Raw genomic sequence first — 17,128 nt, 5'->3', positions numbered from 1 at the left:
ACCTCAGTAACCACCAGCACCACAGAGGTCTGTCGAGTAGCTGAAGGACGTGCGGATCTGCTCCAACTGCTGATGCAGCTGAGGCAGCACCAGCTCATGCAGTCCTTCCTGTTCGCAACGGCAACCGTTGTTGTCGGCGATGGCGCGAGCCAGGGCACGGAACGCCGTCGGTGCGCTGACGGCCTGCTTCTCCGCTCGCGCACGCCATCCATCGAGCGCGTCGGATTCCTCCTCCAGCAAGTAGCCCGACTCATACAGTTCAGGGCTCATGCCGACGGGAGTGATGGAACGGCCGCTCTTGGCGCTCAAGTTGATGATGATGTCGATACCTGGTGGGTCGAGATCTCCCCACGCAGCGAGAGGGATTTCCGGGAGCTGCGAAAGGAAGAGTGCGAGGGCCTCTGAGGCGTAGCCCTCCATCCAAATACAAAGCCATCGCTCTGGGACTCTGGTGCGGTTGAGCGCTTGGAACGTCTCCTGGTTCTCAATCAGCAATACGCCGTCGGCGGATACCTCAAATTGTCCCTGGGTAGCAGCGGCTTTGCCAGGGATATCAACGAAAGGCCTGGCGACCGACGCATCGGCCACCAGGCTGTCGAGGCGCCAGTTGGCAGGGCCGAGCATCCGGATTCCGGTGTCGGAGGTGTAGACAGCTTGGTCGAAGGGCAAGCCGATGACGTTACTGAAGGCGTTCCTGGTGGGTTGTGTCCACTTCTTGCTGCCGCCCAGGGCTCGGACGGCAAGCTCGCGTTCGGCGAACTTCCAGCGTCGAGCACGCCCCCGGAACCATTCGGCAGCAGCAGCGAGTGCCGCAGCGTAGGTGGGCCATTTGCGGGTTCCCGTGGCGGAAGCTTCAGGGGCCATCCAGGACGCGGGGTCGGCCAGGCTCATGAGCAGCGCGAGCTCGGCTGCGAGCTCAGGTACGCCGGTGATGCACCGGGACAGTGTGGTCCGGGCACGCTCGATGTCGGCCTTCTTGAGGATGCGGCGGTAGCGGGCGCGGCCTCGGTTGGTTACGAGGGGACCGCCCGTTCCAATCAGCATCTGGCGCAGCGACAGTGCGAAGGCACCGGTCCTCAAAGCCTCGTCTGCTCGATCGAGGTGGATGTATGAGCCACTGAGGGATTTGCCGCCGAACATGCTGAGGAGGTCAGCTCGTTGCTGTGCCGTCATCGGCAGTTCCATTTTGCGGTCCACACCACCGCCGTTGGCGATGCGACGGCGGGCAGCCGCGCAGAACGCGGCGCCACCCGGGGTGAGAGCCCATTGGGCCAGCACCTCAGGCAGTTCAATTCTCCGGGTCATCGTCGCTGTCTTCCTCGTCATCCATGGTCGCGCCCGCGTCACTGAGGTCTTCGTCCTCGTCGAATTCCTCGTCGAGGACGTCCTCGACGTCGTCCCAGTCAATGCCCATGTCGAATGTCGCGTCCTGGCGCAGCGCCGGGTCAGGCAGGTCGTGCCGTTGAGCGCCGTCCCACAGGATCGGTGTGGTGAGGACGCCTGGCAGGCCGGGGTGGCGGAAGAGCTGGTAGGTGGCCACTTTGAGGACCTCCTTGTGGAAGCCCCATTCATCGTGGCTGGCCATGACGACGTCCAGGTCGAGTTGGCTGAGAAGTCCCATGCAGCGGCCGCGCATCTCGGTGTCGACGCCAGCGAATGCCTCATCGAGGTAGATGGGGCGGGGCGCGGTAGGCGACGCGCCTTCGTAGTGGGCCGCTGCGGCGACGAAGAGGGGAAGCTGGAGTGCAACCGCCTGCTCGCCGCCGGACCCGCGCTGTTGCTTCTGGTCGGTCAGGTTGGTCCACTTCTGATCGGGGCCGGCCTTGTGGCGGATGCGGATGCGGCTCCAGGACCGGTAGTCGAGGGCTTCGCGTAGATGGGCCCGCCAGTCCGCAGAGCCTTCGTTCGCCCGTGCGGCCTCCACTTGCGCGACGAGAAAACGGATGAGCCGTTCGCGGGCCGTGTCCGAGAGGTACGCGGTGGACTGCCCGTCCAGGGATTCCAAAGCTTCGCGGACATCTTCGTCCTGGCCGGGGTCGGCTTCCCAGACGAGCTTCATGAGGTGGCCAGATGACGTGGGGACCCGCTGGAGCAGTGTGTTCATGCGCTCGATGAGGTTCGCGGCTTCGGCGCGACGCCGTCGCAGGTGGTCGCCGAGTCGTCCGAGGAGCACCTCAGTGAACAGTTCGTGCTCATCGTCACCGAGCAGGCCACGCCGGGTGTCGATCTCGTTGGCCATGATGTCCCGCGTCTGCGGAACGGTGCGACTTTCCGCATTGTGCACGAGGGTCACCACAAACAGTGGGCCGTCGTATTCGGCGCGCGGGCGCCAGTCGGGCCCGGCAAGTTCGGCCTGCAGCAGTCTGAACTGGGCATCAGCATCGTTCCGCGCTTGGTTCCGCGCCTGTTCGCTGGACGGTTCGTCGGCCAGCTGTTCCACAGTGACGCGAGCCTGGGTCGTGATCGCGGACTCATCCCCGAAATCAATGGCGTTCGCGCCGGCCAGGTCCAGATATCCGCGCCGTGCCAATCGCCGGTAGTCCTCCAGTGCGGTGTGGTATTGGACATCCTTGGCCACACACTGCTCCTTGGCCCCGTTCACTGCTTCGCCCAGTGCGCCTACCTTGCCCGAGACCTCCTTGGACTGGCGATCGTTGGCGTCCAGAGAGGCCTCTGCGGCTGTCAGGCCGTTGGTCGCCCCATCAAGGGCGGCCAGCACCTTGTCCACGGCGGCGCCGGCAAGGCGCCTGCGTACCTCGAGTTTCTCTTTCTTCTCCGCCAGGTTGCTCCCAGCGTCCCTCAGCTCCTCTGTACGGGCGTCGAATTGCCGCTTGGCGCCCGCGAGGCGTGTGTCGCACTGCTTGATCGCACCGCTGCGACTGAGGTGCTCTCGCGCAGCGTGGAACAACTCGGCGACGCCGGTCGCGTAGCGCTTCAGCGCCTCCTGTTCTCCGGTGATGGCGACGGCCTCGGGCCGAATGCCGCGGGGGCGTGCGTAGTCCTCCAGGACCCGCTTGGCCTTATGCAGTTCGTCCTGGAGAACTTGCTGCTGGGCTTGCGCTTGCCGTGCCTCCTGGTCGAGCTGCTCCAGCAGCGCTCGTGCTGCCGCCAGCGCCTGACGAGCCTTTCGTACGTCACGGTCCTTGTGGCGCGGTTCGTTGCGTTCGGACATCAGGTCGTCCAGACGATTCCGGGTGACGGCGACCTGCGTGTCGAGGTCCGCGATGTTGCCGTCGAACTCCTGCAGTTGGAGATCGAGGCTTTCAAGGCGGCGCTGACGCTCCGCAGCACGTGCGGCGGTGCCGATGTGGGCGGCCTTTGTGCCCGTCGTACGACCGCGTAGCAGGCCGATGCGCCAGGTACCGTCCGTGCCGACGCTTGTCGTGGAGGAATGCGGTCCGTCCTGGCCGTCCAGGGCGATCGAGGCCAGGATTTGGCCCGTCACAGACTCTGGAACCAGCGGGTGATCGACGGGGCGCAATACGGCGGACAGGGATCGGGCCGGGGTGCGCTCCGGCTCGGAGGCGACCAGCATCGTCTCCAGGGTGTCGGCGGAGAGTGCCTTGCCGCCAGGAGTGACCCAGGCGTCCAGCAGTCCGGCGCCGAGGAGCGCGGCCTCCAGGTGGGCGGCTTCCTTGTCGGTCACTGCCGGGGCGAATTCAAGGAGGTTCCACAGTGGAGCGCCGTCCGGGGCGGTCGCCGTACGGTCTCGACGTGGCGTGAGCGGGGCAGGTGGTTCGGGATCAACCTGTGCGGCGACGCGGGTGCGCTCGTCGGCGATCTTCTTCCGCTGCTTGTACAGGTCCTTTCGGTCGGCCCTGAGGTCGGCGAGGGCCTCAGTCAGACTACGCTCGATCGGCTGAGCTTGGGCTGCGATCAGTTCAGCCAGGCTCAGCCCAGCATCTTCACTGAGTGTCGGGACGGCGGACACGAGGTCACCCAGTTGGTGTTCGGTGAGCTGGAGTTGTCGGCAACTCTCAGCCCACTCGATGAGGTAGGCCCGGAGTTCGCGCACGCGTTGGGCGACGGCCGTCTCGTGACCGTCGCAGGTCTCTTTGGCCGCGGAACGCCGCTCGATGAGCTTGACGCACAAGTCGGTCGCCGTCTGGTGCTTCCCGTTGGCCTTTTCGATCCCCTTGGCCAGCAGGGCCGCCTGCGCCAGTACCTGGAGTCGCCCGTTCACCTGGGCCATCAGGGTCTTCCGGACGGATTCGGGGTCGTCGCGGAACGTGTCACGCTGACTGTGGTGCTCGGCCTCCAGCGCGGTGCCGCCCACGCTGAGCTCTGCTTTCCTCTCCGCGCTGACGAGCCCTTGGTGCGCGGCATCCAGCGCCTCACGTTCCTCCTCCAGTTCGGAAACCGCCTTGTCACGGCCTTCGGCCGCCTCCTGATGGCGGGCTTGAGCCTTGCGTAAGAGCTCTCCGGCGTCGATCACCTGTCTTTGGAGCTCGGTGATCAACCCGTGCTGCTCCATCTCTGGTTTAGCTCGGAGTTCCGAGATCCTTGTCTGCAGTGTCTTGCACTGCTGTTGAAGCTTGTTCTTGTCATCGTCGCAGCGGCGTAGCCGCTCTTGTTCCGCAGCGAGCTCTTCTTCTTTCTTGCGCTGGGCCTGCCGTGCTGCGCTTCGCTCGCCTTCGGCGGTAACGAGGATCTCGGCGTCGCTGCGGACGACCCGGCGGGCCAGACAGGCGTAAGAGGAGAGGAAAGTGTCGATGTGCCCCTTGCTGTGAATGAGGTCCTGAAGTTCCTCCCGCTCGCGGGCGAGTTCGTCGAACTTGCTGGCCAGGTCTTCAAGAAGCATGCTGCTGACCGGGGGGAGTCCTTCACTGAGCAGTGCACTCAGCTTGCCCACCGTCAGATCCTCACTCAGCTTGGGCCGGCGCAGGGTCAGTAAGAGGTCGACGAGTGAGTTGAGGCGGGTCGGGGAAAACCCGAAGAGCTGCTTGGCGATGGCCTCCCGGTAGTGCTTGGCCCGCTCGTGAACGTCATCCTTGCCCAGCACCGCTTCCAGTTCGGCACGGTTGCGGGGCCTGCGGTCGTCCAGGTATAGGACGAAGTCGTCATCCACCCGCTGGTTCGTGGTAAAGAACCACTTGGCGCGCAGCCCCGTCGTGTCGGACGCCAGGGCATGCATGCCGATGCCCACGGTCAGGAACTCGTGGTCGCCGGACTCCGTGACGCGGCCGTACTCGGTCCATACGTAGCTGATCCGCTGGGGAACCCCGCCGTAGAGGATGTTGTCGCGCATGGAGCGGGCCGCGTTGCCGAACGGGTCGAGACGGCGGGCGTTGAGGATGCCGTCGAGCAGCAGTGGGCTGGTGACTTCTAGCGCCTTAGTCTTGCCGCTGCCGTTGAGGCCACGCAGGATCAGCTTTCCCCCGTAGAAGAAGAACACCTGCTCCTCGTACTCCCAGATGCCGACCAGCCCCATGCGCAACGGCTGAAACCGCCGCAGGTCGGGAACCGGCAACTCGCCGTCGAGGAGTTGCTGCAGGGCCGGGTCGACAGCCGAGGGCTCAGAAGATGTCATCACGGTCTTCACTGTTAGTGGCGGTCGGAGGAAGGTCGTGCGGGCCGAAGAGCATGAAGTCGTCTGCCCCACGGCGCATGCCCTGGCCTACCGGGGCTCGGTAGCGGGCCAGTGCGGGGCGGACGCGCACCCCGCCGGAGACACGGTCTAGGAGCCCAAGGCGTACCAGGATGGGCACGGCGGCGTCCTGGACGCGGTGCGCGTCGAGCGGCTGCCTTTTGATCTTGGGGATGAGGTTGACCAGGTCGCTGGCCACCTGGTCGGCGAGTTCGAGAAGTCGAGAACGCGAAACGAACGTCTGATGCGGGGACGTGCGCATCGCCTCGTGGCACAGGCTGTCGGCGAGGACCAGCGCAGCGAAGGAGGGAGCGCTCGATTTCGGGAATCTCAGATCGGACAGCTCCCCGTCGATGATGGCCGCGCCCTCAGCGCGCACCTCCACCCGCGCGTCGAGCCCCAGCCGTACGGTGGTGATCAACTCGTCGAGGTGCGTCTGGAAGTAGTCGCGCTGGTCCCCGGAAAGATCGTCCACATAGGTGACCGGTTCATCCACCAGACGTCGCATCACAGCATGCCGCACCAATTCCTCAGGCGGTCTTCCTCGCTCGCGTGCGCAGGCGTTGAGCCAGTCGTCCGGCCCAGCCGCATGTACGGGGGCCACCCGGCTGGCCAGCATGATCGCCGCCGTACGGTAGTCGACGTTGTAGAGCGCGTTGCCGTGACCGGCGATGTACTCCTTCTCCTGGTCGCGGGTCGTTCCGGCCTCGCCCTGGGGTGCGAGGACTCCGTACCGGCACAGCAGACGCACCATGGCGACCAGATCGAACCTCTCTTGGTGCACTGTGGCGTCGAAGCGGCGCAGCGCACTGTGAGTACTAGTCAACGCGGTGATTTTCTCCGCCATTTCGCTGATGACGGTCTGCGGCCCACAGTCCTCCAGGACCGCTAGAAGGAGGCAATACAGGGCGGCTTGGCGGGCCGTGGGTGTGCCGTCGTGCTGCAGCTCGCTCGGCTCGGGCGTCTTGAACAGACGAAGTCGGTCGCGCTCCACGTGCAGGTGCCAGCCCAGGTGGTGCTCGAACCAGGTCCGCAGATCGGCCTGATGCTTCCGGGCCAGGTCGAGGGTGCGGGTGTGACGGCCTCGACGGTGCAGCAGTGGCTGAACCAGCAGCGCCCGGACGATGAGGTTGCGTTCGGCAGCGGCCTCGCCGCTTCGCCCCGTCACGCGAACTTCCCTGTGATGATGCGGACGGTCAGCTCCATATCGGCGATCCTCATCTGCCCGCCGCGCATGGCGACCGCGGCAGCCGGTCCGGCGGACGCGGGGGCCAGGGTGATCGCAAGACGTCCATCAGTGGTACGGGCCCGGCGCACGCCCGCGCTGTCCCGGGAGACGGATAACACGCAGTCCAGGCAGCGCAGCAGCACCGACGACTCCGCATCGCTCAGCTGCCCCAGTTCGGAGAGCCGGACACTCCCCCGCGCGGCCAACGCCTGCTCGGCCGAGGTCTCCTCGTGTCGGTGCTTGCCCAGTTCGGCAGCGAGAAGGCTCTTGGCACGGCGCGGGCTGCGTACCCGAGGTGGTGGGCCGACCCTTGTCCTGGGGCCGGAGGCCCGGAGGGTGGCCGAGACCGGAGCAGGGGGCCCGTCCCACCAACTGGCCTGCGGCAGAAAGTCCGCATCGTCGTCCACTGCACGCGGTGTACCCAGGTGACGGGCGGAGTACATGCCGAACGCGGTGCGCCACAGTGCGGACACCTTCGGCTCGGGGGCATCATCCATCGCGTCGAACCACGTGGCCAGTGTCACCAGGTCGGCCGCTCGGTCCACCCTGCGGAAACGCTGCTCGTTGATCTGCCGGATCGTCAGCAGAATTTGGTTGACTGCGTCGGACGCCCTGTCCTGCAGAGCCTGCGCCACCGGCAGGCGGTCGTGGCCGTCGAAGAACCAGCTGCGTACCCCAGCCCACTGCCGCACCAGACGTTCGGTGTCCCGAGCAATGATCTCTTCTTTGGTGGTCCCTAGCTGTGGCGCCGGCTCTATCGCGGCGATATCTCCAAGCCGCGCGGTGATACCGGCCTTCTCAGCCCGTTCGATTATTCCGGAGATGAGCGGTCCGCTGCGGCTCAGTGCGAGGATGAAGGTTTGCAGGTAATCGACGACGACGTCTTTGTAAGCGAGAAACGCCTCCACATCCGTTGCGTCGTCGACCGCGAGAGACCGATTGAGTCCCTGTACGAAGAGCTTCGCGTTCTCGGTCAACTGCGTGAAGCCATTGGCCAGGCGCTGGAAGGCGCGGCCCGCACCTGCAAGATCCGCCGGTGCGGCTTCGACCGCGTGCACCAGTACGATCAGCGCCTCCTGGACCTCCGGAAGCATTGAGGCCTGCAGTGCACCCGCAGCGCCCAGTTCCTGGTCGATCAACGTCAGCGTCCTGTGGACCTGGGCGCCCGTAGGGGTCAGCTGGTACAAGAAGTCCTTGCGGATGAACTCCTGTACGGTGCCGCTGCGTCGGAGGTTGTAGATCCGGTCCACATTGCCCCAGCCGTGCAACGTATCCAGGAGTTCATCAACCGGGGGCATCTGCTCGAGCAGCTCATGGGCAGATTTCAGCCGCTTGGCTACCTTCTGGCCAATCTCGGCCGTCGGGAGGTGGATGCCGAGCCGAGACTCCTCTTCCAAGAGGACGTCCAACACCAGTCGGAAGAACACAGCGTTCTCGCGCGTCAGGTAGTTGACCAGCGGCATGCGGTGGCCGAAGCCGTGCAGAGACGTCATAAGTCCTGATTTAGATAGAGATTGAGCATCATCATCACTGGTACTACTCATACCGTCTCGATGGTGGGGCTGATGTGGTTTTCGAGATACAGCTGCCGGACCGGTAGGGCATCAGCCGCATCACCCGGCCCACAGCCCGACGGGGGATACCGCGCCATGCTCGTGATCTCTCGTCGCACGGATTGGCACACATTGCTCGGTGATGCACGGCATCCAGGGCGGCCCGCAGTCGTCATCCGAAAGCCGACGGCGCTCCCAACGCAAGGGGAGAGCCCGCAGCGCGTGGCAGCTCATGTGCCGCTTTCGTGGCCCTGCCGCATCGCCGTGGAACGTTCCGTCAACCAGGGCCCGCAGGGCGCCGCCTTTCGGACCGCGCCAGCCGTAGACGTCCGCACCTGTGCCGGTGAAGGGGCATTCAGCCCAGCTCCCCGTGCCCGTGCCGCTGAGGTGGGTTGAGTTGCAGGAGTCGATGTCGTCCGGGATGACGTTGTCCTCCCCGATGCGGGGTTCCAGCCGTGCGAGGTCCACCCGGGGGTGAGCGTGCCAACGACCAAAGAACCCCAGAGAAGCTGCCTGAACCGTCATGGAGTTGGTGACGCATGTGCTGGGTCTGTGATTCTGCAAGGATTTCAACCTGTCGACAAGGGTCTGAAAACGAGGAGCGCGCTCCAAGAACTAGTTGGCAGAAGTGCAGGTCAGAGACTTCCGCAGGTAACACGAATGGGCTGTGGTCACAGCGCGCATGACGAGGCTTTTGTGCGAACGGCGAGCTGGCCAACCATTCGGTTGCCATCACGCACGACGTGCTGTCGCTGGCGCCGTACGTGGCCGACTGCATCAAGTCCGGCGGGTTCGACCTCCGGTTGCTGCTGCGGCACTGCCCCGGAGGGATCCTGAACCGAAGGCCGGTCCACACTGCTTTGTCCACATGGGTGCGCTCCCTGAAGAGGGAAACGCCGGCGGGCGCCAGCTCTGCGCGGACACGCACGAGACACACCAGGTGTCTCCAGCGTCCGGCTGCTCCCAAGGACACGTCAGCGCCGTCGCCGACTCCCCGCTTGCGGATCCGGAGCAGGTGGCCGCGACGGCGCCCGCCGCCGCTGGTGATCTTCCATGAAGGAGAACAAGAGGCAGAGCCATACGCACGGCCACTCTCACCAACGGCCGTGTCATGCCCGCACCCCAAGACAGGGGCCGGGATCCGGGACATGGTGGGCGCCTGTGTGCGGGACGGACGAGGAGACCGCCGTTACGGGGCCGCCTGGTTGCCGCCGTTGTTGAGCCAGGCGCGTGCGGCGCCGTTCGTCGGGTCGACGATGAGCCATGTCTCGGCCGATCGGTCGTCGTGCACGAGGAGATAGTCGGCGTCGCCGTCCGCGTCGATGCCGGCGAACTGGACTTCCGCGCCGCCGCCGTGCCCAGTGCCCTCGGCGACGAGCCCCATCGAATGCCACCCGCTGTTGCTGTTCTCTCAGACCCCCTCGTTGCGGAACGCCTCGACGGCGCCGTTCTCGTGGACCGCCAGATAGTCGGCGTCGTGGACCTTGTCGAGGTCGGCCAGGCGTACGGTCCCCCCTCGGCCGGCCACCCCGTTGCCCTCGGCGACCTTGCCTCGGTTCTCCCAGCCGTCCGCGATCTTCGTCCACAGATACACGGCACCCGTGTCGGTGAGGACCGCGTAGTCGGGCGGCCGTTTCCGTCGAAGTCTGCCAGCCGGGCACTGCCCTTCACTCCGACGGAGGCACTGTCGGCGGGGATCTGTTCCTGCGTGATGCGGCCCAGCTCGGACCAGCCCCCACCGGGATTCTTCACGCACAATTGGGGTCGCCGCCGTCCCCGGGTCCGCCGGTTCGGCCACCCATCGCAGCTCACCATCTTCATGACCGTTCACGAACCGGTCCGCCATGTAGGTGTAGCCGTCGTCGTTCGGGTGCAGCTGGTCCAAGAGCATCGGGCCCGTCATCGGACCCAGCTCCGCCAGCACGATTTTCTGTCCCTCGCCTGGAACGCGTGGCCGGGACACGGCGCGGTGGTGGGTTTCACCGGGGCGCCGAGCGGCAACCCGGAGTCCATGTCTCACAGAACAGGCAAGGGAAGCGTCACCGCCGCACGGGTCGTCGCCGCGGTGGCGGACATCATGGCCGTCGTCATCGGCCTGTGGATTCTGATGTACCTGCTCGACGCCAACCGGGCCAACAACCTGGTGCAGTTCGTCCAGGAGGCCGCTCGGTGGCTGGCCGGCTGGTCGTACGACCTGTTCACCTTCGACGACGCGTGGGCACGCGTCGTCTCCGGTTACGGTCTCGCGGCCGTCGTCTATCTCGCCGTGGGCCACGCGCTGGCGGGCAGGATCCGCCGCTACTGACGGCCCTTACACCCAGCCGCAGCGGTCCGGTTCCAGCCCGGACGGCAGTCGTTCGCCGACGCTGCTCGCGGTGGTCGCCTCATCGCCACCCGGGCGCGGCCACCGCCAGCAGCAGCGATCCGACGGTCCAGGTGGTGAGTTCCTCGTTCCGGAAGGCCCGGCTGCCCTCGAAGACGTACTCCGTCCAGCGCATCCCGCCCCTCGGCGCGCAGGTGCTGGATGGACTGGAGGTCCTCCAGCGCCCGGTCGGCCCCCGTCACCCAGAGCGCCAGGGCGAGTTCGCCGCTCTCGCCGCCCGTCACCCAGGGGCTGGGCAGCACACAGCGGACCCCGGGACCGGGGACGATGAAGCGGACCCAGCCCTCCTGGATACGGCGAGTGCCGGCGGCTCCGGTGAGCGCGCCGCCGAGGACCGGGTAGTGAGTGCGTATGAGTGGTGGCTTCGGAGCCACTGGGACAGCTACCCCTGGCGGAAGAACTCCCGCACGTCGGCAGCGACGGCCGTCAGCCCCTCGCCCGCGTCAATCATGGTTGTCACAGTGCACTCCCAGCCGCTGGAGAAGACGTCGGCTCGCAGGGTCCAGCTCAGACACACGTGACCGCCCGAACCGAACGTCGCTCCCACGACCAGCTCGTTGCTGACCCAAGTCCGCTCGCCCTCCCAACCGCGGAAGTCGCGCGCAAGACCGTCGAGAAACTCGGTCAGGTATCCCGCACCGTCCCAGGCAGACACGGTCACCGCCCCGATCCGTGCGCGCAGGCCGTTATCGACAGCCTCCACGGCGAATACGACCTCGAACTCATCCGTCCGCGACCAGTCGAACAACCGGACGGAGGGTGCTTGCGACTCCACCCCCCGAACGACGAGCTCGATCTGCCCGGGAACAACCTCGATCAGACTCACCCACTGAGGATAAGGACGCCAACACGGCCCGGTCATCGCCATGACGACGCGGCGCTACGTTCCGTCGACGTCGGAGGGCTCCACACCCAGACCTCCGCCAGGAGCGTCGCCGTCAGCGGTGATCTTCCGGAGTCGGATTGTTCAACTGTCGACAGCTGAACACGCGAGCCCGCCAGTACCTGTGCCGCTGTACCCCAAGGCTGGAACCGGCCGGTCGCGGTGGTGGGTCGAGCTGGTCCGTAAGCCCCGAGTCCCTCACGCCTTGGGTGACGTGTAGATGCTGGCAGTCATCGCTCCCAGTTGCCTGTTGGCCCTGAGTGCCAGGTCGATGGCATCACTCACGGAATTACTGGGCACCGGGACGTTATTCAGGTATATCGCGAAGGCATAGCGGCGGCCGTCCTTCGCATCGATATATCCTGCGAGCGCCTTCGTGCCGAGAGCCAGTTTTCCCTTGTCAGCGCTGACCAAAGTGCCGGACTTCGCACGGATTTGCCCTGCGGCAGGATCGGTGCGGTCGATGACATCGGCAAGCGAACCATCGACCCCCATACTCGGCATGGAGTCGTGGAAGACATCAAAGTTGTCCTGCCGGGCAAGGTGCCGCAGCAAGGAAATCTGCGCGGTCGGCGTCGCCTTGTCGCCGGGGAGGCCCTGGGCGTCCACGAGAGTGAGTGACTGCGGATCGATACCGGCGCGAGCAAGGAATTCCCGCTCGATTTTCATCCCGTCCGCGTAGGTCCGTTGGCCACGCTGTACTGCCATCAGCGGTGGCAGAAGATTGGCCCCGAGGTTGTGACTGACCTTGTTGATCAGCTTTGCGTATTCCTTGAAGGGCGGCGATGTATAGGTTGCCGATACAGGCATAGCCTTCACATCCTTCGACGGCGGGAGCTTGCTGCTGGGGTTCGCTCCCGTCCGGAGGGAACCCACGCCGACGCCATTTCGTGCCAGTGCCTCGACAAGGACGGTTCGGGCAAAGGCCGCCGGGTCGGGGACCTGGTACGTCGTCATGAACGGGGCCTTCGCATCCGCGGGTACGGAACCTCGCACCCGGACATGCCCAGGGGTGACACTTTCGGTCGTCACCGCCGGCTTGCTTCCGGCGGGTGTGGTCGCCACCTGTGCGTCGACGTCGAAGGCCGCCGTCTTCGGGCGCCAGTCGACCTTCGCCGGCTGGTCGGGTGCGCCCGGCGTGATGAGCACGTCAATCAGGTTGTCATTGATGACGGTCGGGGTGACCGGCACCCCGCCGATCGACACCGGATCCCAGAGCCGATCGTCAATCACCACGTCACCGTCGATGTGACGGATACCGCTCGCAGCGACCTGCCGAGCCAGTTCGTTGATGCCTGCCAGCGGATCCCCTTGAGTCGGGGTCGCCATCCCAGGTACAGCATTGGCGTCATAGTGGTCGAAGTCAGGTACGTCGAGTGTTCCTGACGCAGTGGTCCGCCCGCCGAGTGCCAGGTCGCCGCTGCCGACCATGATCAGGTTGCCCGACGGCCGCCCGTCGGGCGATACCGTGCCTGAATGGACTACCGGAGTGCGGAAGCGATGGTCCTCGCCCAGGACATCGAGCGCGGCACCTACCGCAAAGGTCTTGGCCGTCGAGCCGGTCATGAACTGAGATCCGGTGTCCTTCGACTGGACGATTTCTCCGGTCTCCAGATCGGCTACTTGCACACCCCACTTGCCTGACGACCACGGTGCCGTGTTCATGAATTTCTGCAGATCGGCACTGACTCGCGCAGCGCCTTGCGAGGGAAGAGCCGAATGGTCCAGGGAGTTGTTGGAGCATGCCGACATCGTGACAGCGGCCGCCATCGAAGCAGCAACTATCAGAGTTGAGCGGGGCCGCACCCGGCGGGCCCTGCGCCTGAAGACACGCGAGGATCTACTGGACATCATTTCTTTCCTGATTCATTTTCGTTCTGCGCGGCATGGGGAATCGGTCGAACGCTTTCAGGTCGTCTGAAAGGATTCGCTCGGACGATCCATGTAGCAGGCCGGCGGATGGTGGGGGAGCCCCCCGGCGTCCAGGGCCTCGGGGAACCTCCGGCGTCCAGGAACTGCGAGTCAACTCGCCCTGCCTGTCGCGGAGGCTGTGGGATTCCAGAGGCCGGGGGGAGCAGTGATCGATCGACTGAGCCAGTGGGCGGCGCTATGGACTGGCGCGGTTCGCGCTTCCGCGCGAGCCACGGGTGCTATGCGTGCGGAACGGCGCCGCACTGCGGGCGGGATGTGCGTGGAGCTACCGGCGGCCGGCGCCGGTCAACGGTTGCCCACGTTTCATGGATTGCCCGGCTCCGGCGCGCACAGGTGAGCGCTGATGGCTGCCCATCCCGCCGGAACCATGCGGGAGTCGGTCCGGCCTGATTCTGGTGAAGACCGTCCATGGCGTCAGGGCTAAAATGCCTTACCGAGGGCGATATCGCCGTTACGCGTGTGAACCATCACAACGTGATCGCTCATATCGTCTTTCGTGACATCCACGGTGATGTCGCCCTTTTTTGTGGCCGTGTCGACCGCGTACATCGCCTCCGGCAGGCCGAGCTTGATGCTGCCGTCCTGGCTTCGCATGTCGACGAGGTCGGGTACGGAGGCGAGGCTCACATCGCTATCGCCGTTTCTTGAGGTGACGGTGACCGATTTTGCGGAGATCCTGTCGGCTTTGATGTTTCCGTCGCGGCCCTCCAGATCCAGATTGGCTCCGCTCAGGTCCGACAACTGCACGTCGCTGCTGCCTGCTCTGGCCGAGAAGTCGGCAGTGAAGCCGGTGGCTCTGATGAGGCCCTTGTCGTTCTCGGCGGTGATCGCGACGTCGCGCGGTACCTTCACGTCGTACTTCGCCTTGCAGTTGATGGAGATCCCTGTGCAGTCGAGCGAGAGTGTGAGAGTGCTCCCTTCGAGCTGCCATCCCGGTTCCTTTTCCCCGCCCACCTTCGTGCCGCTGATCCGGCGTTCCACCTGAACATCCTCGACGTCGGCGGCTACAAGTTCGAGATCGGCGGAGTTGGACTTCACGGTCAGGCTGTCGCCGCTGAAGTCGAACGATTTCGATTCCACGGTTGTGCCGGCCGGGTCGCCGTCGGTGGTGCATCCCGTCGCCGCGACGGCGAGGAGAGCGACCCCGCCGAGGGCGAGCAGGGTGTGTGGCCTCATTCCCATGGGGTTAATTCCTTCGTGATTCGGGACATGCGGGTGATGCGTGCGGTTCATGGCGTTGGTGGTCAGTTCGAGAGGTGCGGTCGCGCCGATGGCGCAGCTGTTCCGTGACGTCGGAAGAGCACCCGAATACCGGCTGGTGGGGACACTGGTGTCGTAGGCCCCATGGGGCCGACCAAACGTCTACCGGTGGTGCGGGCAACCTCGTCCGAGCCCGTACCCGCTGGTCGATACCCGCGAAGGTTGGGTGGCGGGGGAGGCGGGGCTCCGGCGGCACGTGCGGCCATCACTTCGATTCACGAGCGCAGAGCCCGCGCCGGGACCGTGCGCGATACGCGGAGAGCCTGGAGGGCCAGAGCGAGACACGTGGTGACGAGTGTGACGCCGGCGAGCGCACCGAGTGTTGCCCAGGGAAGACCGTCCAGAACCTGGACGACGCCGATCCTGGCCCCCACGGCGATGGTGACACTCGTCACCGCGATCGAGATCGCACCGAAGATGATCGCCGTCCCCGCGTAGATCGCTCCCTCATAGATCGTTGATCGTGTGAGCACGCCCGGCCGCGCACCGGCGACCGTCACGATGGCGGAATCACGTGTGCGTTCCCGCCCGACCAGTGCGATCACGGCGAGGCCGCCGACCCAGGACACGACGAAGACCCAGCCCAGCACGACCAGGACGTCGTCCAGTCCGGCGGAGCTTCCGGGCATGACGTTCCCCATCACCATGAAGAGCCCGACGAACGACAGGGAGAGAGCGAAGGGCAGCACTGTGGTGACGCTTCTCGCCGCGCGGGTCCGGCACGATTGCACGGCAAGGTGCCAGGCGACGCCGCGCGACGGCACGAGTGCGGTCCAGGATTTCATCAGAGGTGTGAGCACCCACGGCCCCATCAGCAGCAACAGGCAGATGAGGAAGAGATTGCCGGTGAAAGCGAAGGCCGTCCGCTGTTCGATCCCGCCGTCGAGTTCAAGTCCCAGCCCGGGAATCCACATCCCGACCACACCGGCCAGGAGGCAGAGGGCGAGAATGCCGCGAGCGACGCCGGGCCGCGCCGGTGGATCGGAGAGGTCCCGGAAGGCGCGCATCTCCGGTGTCCTGGCGGCACGGCGTGTGACTCCCCAGCCGCCGAGCAGACACGGGACCACTCCGGACAGCACGCTCGTGCCGATGTGCCAGAGCTGGAAGCCGACCGTGGCTCCGTGCAGGTCGAGTCCCGTTGTCGTCCACTGTGAGAGCGCGATGCTCGCGACGAGGGGGGCCAGCGGTACCGCCAGTGCGCCGGCCATCGTGCCGAGCACGACCAGTTCTGTTCTCAGAACGGATCTGACCCGATTGCGCGGTATCCCGAGGATCACCCACAGGGCGTGTTCGCGCCGCTGGGTCATCAATGTCAGACCGACGGTGGATGCGACGATGCCCACGGCGGCGAGCACGGTGAAGAAGACGATGTTGCCGCCGAGCGCGATCGACGCGGAGACCATCCGCGCATCGCCTGCCGCCCGCGCCGCGGAGACAGCGGTGAACATGGCGATGACCGAGCCCGCTGAGCATGCCGCGCCGACCGCTGCGCACAGGAGCGTCCACAACCACATGGATGCCTGCATGCGAACGTCCGACAGGACAAGTCGCATCACGATGCTTCCTCCCCCGCCTCGTCCTCCGACTGCGCCGCGAGGACGGCATCGCTCACCGCGTGGGAGTCGCCACCGGGAATGATCGCGTGTACCCGCCCGGACCCCATCACCACGACCTGGTCAGCACGTGCGGCCGCGTGGGGGTCGTGTGTGACCATGAGAACCGTGGTTCCCTGCGCGGGAAGTGCCTGCAGCCAATCGAGCACGACGTGACCCGACTTGAGGTCGAGCGCACCGGTCGGCTCGTCGGCGAAGACGACCCGCGGCTGATTCGCGACGACCCGGGCCACCGCGACGCGCTGACGTTCACCTCCGGAGAGCCGATCGGGGCGCCGCCGCGCGTGCTTGGCGATACCGAGCCTCGACATGGCGTCACCGACCCGCGACTTGGGCACCCGGTGGCCGGCGAGTCGCGCGGGCAGGGCGATGTTGTCCTCGACCGTCAGCGAACTGACGAGGTTGTACTCCTGGAAGACGAAGCCGATGTTCTCGCTGCGAAACGCGGCCTGCCCCCGAGGGGTGAGCGACAGGACATCCGTTCCGAGGATCTCGATGGAACCTGCGGTCGCTCGCTCCAGACCGGCCGTGCAGAGCAGGAGCGTCGACTTTCCCGACCCGGAGGGGCCGACAATGGCGGTGAGCCGGGCTTCAGGAGCGTCCAGGTCGATATCGTGCAGGACGCGTGTCGTCTCGCGGCGGCGGCCAGGGACGGGGAAGTCCATCCGAAGGCCGCGCAAGCGAATGGA

13 protein-coding genes and 1 pseudogene are annotated in these 17,128 nt (G+C 65.8%); 2 read left to right on the top strand and 12 right to left on the bottom strand.

Going from position 1 to position 17,128, the window contains the following annotated elements; all coding sequences use genetic code 11:
* Positions 1-3: 3 nt before the first annotated feature.
* The 6 genes from ACIGJO_RS13070 to ACIGJO_RS13045 form a co-directional block, all read right to left on the bottom strand.
* Positions 4-1,305, bottom strand: a complete 1,302-nt coding sequence (locus tag ACIGJO_RS13070; protein ID WP_399956440.1) for a Wadjet anti-phage system protein JetD domain-containing protein — start codon at positions 1,303-1,305, stop codon at positions 4-6.
* Entirely contained in the window at positions 1,289-5,530 is a 4,242-nt protein-coding gene (locus ACIGJO_RS13065; protein WP_399956437.1) for a TIGR02680 family protein, read from the bottom strand. The genes ACIGJO_RS13070 and ACIGJO_RS13065 overlap by 17 nt, the downstream gene beginning before the upstream one ends.
* Positions 5,517-6,755, bottom strand: coding sequence for a TIGR02678 family protein (locus ACIGJO_RS13060; RefSeq protein ID WP_399956433.1), 1,239 nt, complete (start codon positions 6,753-6,755; stop codon positions 5,517-5,519). Before ACIGJO_RS13060 ends, ACIGJO_RS13065 begins: the two co-directional genes overlap by 14 nt.
* Positions 6,752-8,308 carry a TIGR02677 family protein gene (locus ACIGJO_RS13055; RefSeq protein ID WP_399956430.1) on the bottom strand — a complete coding sequence of 519 codons (1,557 nt, stop codon included), beginning with the start codon at positions 8,306-8,308 and terminating at the stop codon, positions 6,752-6,754. Before ACIGJO_RS13055 ends, ACIGJO_RS13060 begins: the two co-directional genes overlap by 4 nt.
* 1,249 nt (positions 8,309-9,557) lie before the next feature.
* Positions 9,558-9,752, bottom strand: coding sequence for a hypothetical protein (locus ACIGJO_RS13050; RefSeq protein WP_399956427.1), 195 nt, complete (start codon positions 9,750-9,752; stop codon positions 9,558-9,560).
* A gap of 27 nt (positions 9,753-9,779) precedes the next feature.
* Positions 9,780-9,962, bottom strand: coding sequence for a hypothetical protein (locus tag ACIGJO_RS13045; protein WP_399956424.1), 183 nt, complete (start codon positions 9,960-9,962; stop codon positions 9,780-9,782).
* A 417-nt stretch (positions 9,963-10,379) separates the two neighbouring features.
* On the opposite strand from ACIGJO_RS13045, the gene ACIGJO_RS13040 reads away from it, so the two are divergent.
* On the top strand, positions 10,380-10,673 hold the full coding sequence (locus tag ACIGJO_RS13040) for a hypothetical protein (RefSeq protein ID WP_399956421.1): 294 nt from the start codon (positions 10,380-10,382) through the stop codon (positions 10,671-10,673).
* Between the two features lie 6 nt (positions 10,674-10,679).
* Here the strand turns inward: ACIGJO_RS13040 and ACIGJO_RS13035 are convergent.
* The 3 genes and pseudogenes from ACIGJO_RS13035 to dacB all read right to left on the bottom strand — a co-directional run.
* Positions 10,680-11,095: pseudogene (locus ACIGJO_RS13035) on the bottom strand (prenyltransferase); the annotation flags it as partial.
* A gap of 38 nt (positions 11,096-11,133) precedes the next feature.
* Positions 11,134-11,577 carry a DUF6228 family protein gene (locus tag ACIGJO_RS13030; protein WP_399956419.1) on the bottom strand — a complete coding sequence of 148 codons (444 nt, stop codon included), beginning with the start codon at positions 11,575-11,577 and terminating at the stop codon, positions 11,134-11,136.
* 255 nt (positions 11,578-11,832) lie between these two features.
* A complete protein-coding gene (dacB, locus tag ACIGJO_RS13025) occupies positions 11,833-13,386 on the bottom strand; it encodes a D-alanyl-D-alanine carboxypeptidase/D-alanyl-D-alanine-endopeptidase (protein WP_399956944.1) in 1,554 nt (517 codons plus the stop codon).
* Here dacB and ACIGJO_RS13020 point away from each other — a divergent pair.
* A complete protein-coding gene (locus ACIGJO_RS13020) occupies positions 13,370-13,555 on the top strand; it encodes a hypothetical protein (protein ID WP_399956988.1) in 186 nt (61 codons plus the stop codon). The genes dacB and ACIGJO_RS13020 overlap by 17 nt on opposite strands.
* Before the next feature lie 431 nt (positions 13,556-13,986).
* Here ACIGJO_RS13020 and ACIGJO_RS13015 read toward each other — a convergent pair whose 3' ends face one another.
* From ACIGJO_RS13015 to ACIGJO_RS13005, 3 genes are all read right to left on the bottom strand, one after another.
* Entirely contained in the window at positions 13,987-14,799 is an 813-nt protein-coding gene (locus tag ACIGJO_RS13015) for a DUF4097 family beta strand repeat-containing protein (protein ID WP_399956416.1), read from the bottom strand.
* Positions 14,800-15,041: 242 nt separating this feature from the next.
* Entirely contained in the window at positions 15,042-16,379 is a 1,338-nt protein-coding gene (locus tag ACIGJO_RS13010) for an FtsX-like permease family protein (RefSeq protein WP_399956413.1), read from the bottom strand.
* A complete protein-coding gene (locus tag ACIGJO_RS13005; RefSeq protein WP_399956410.1) occupies positions 16,379-17,119 on the bottom strand; it encodes an ABC transporter ATP-binding protein in 741 nt (246 codons plus the stop codon). Before ACIGJO_RS13005 ends, ACIGJO_RS13010 begins: the two co-directional genes overlap by 1 nt.
* Positions 17,120-17,128: the final 9 nt, after the last annotated feature.

Origin of the sequence: Streptomyces sp. NPDC079020 (assembly GCF_044542225.1) — a bacterium.
Taxonomy (GTDB): Bacteria; Actinomycetota; Actinomycetes; order Streptomycetales; family Streptomycetaceae; genus Streptomyces.
Note: the sequence above shows the minus strand (reverse complement) of the source record. Positions and strands in the feature narration are given on the sequence as shown.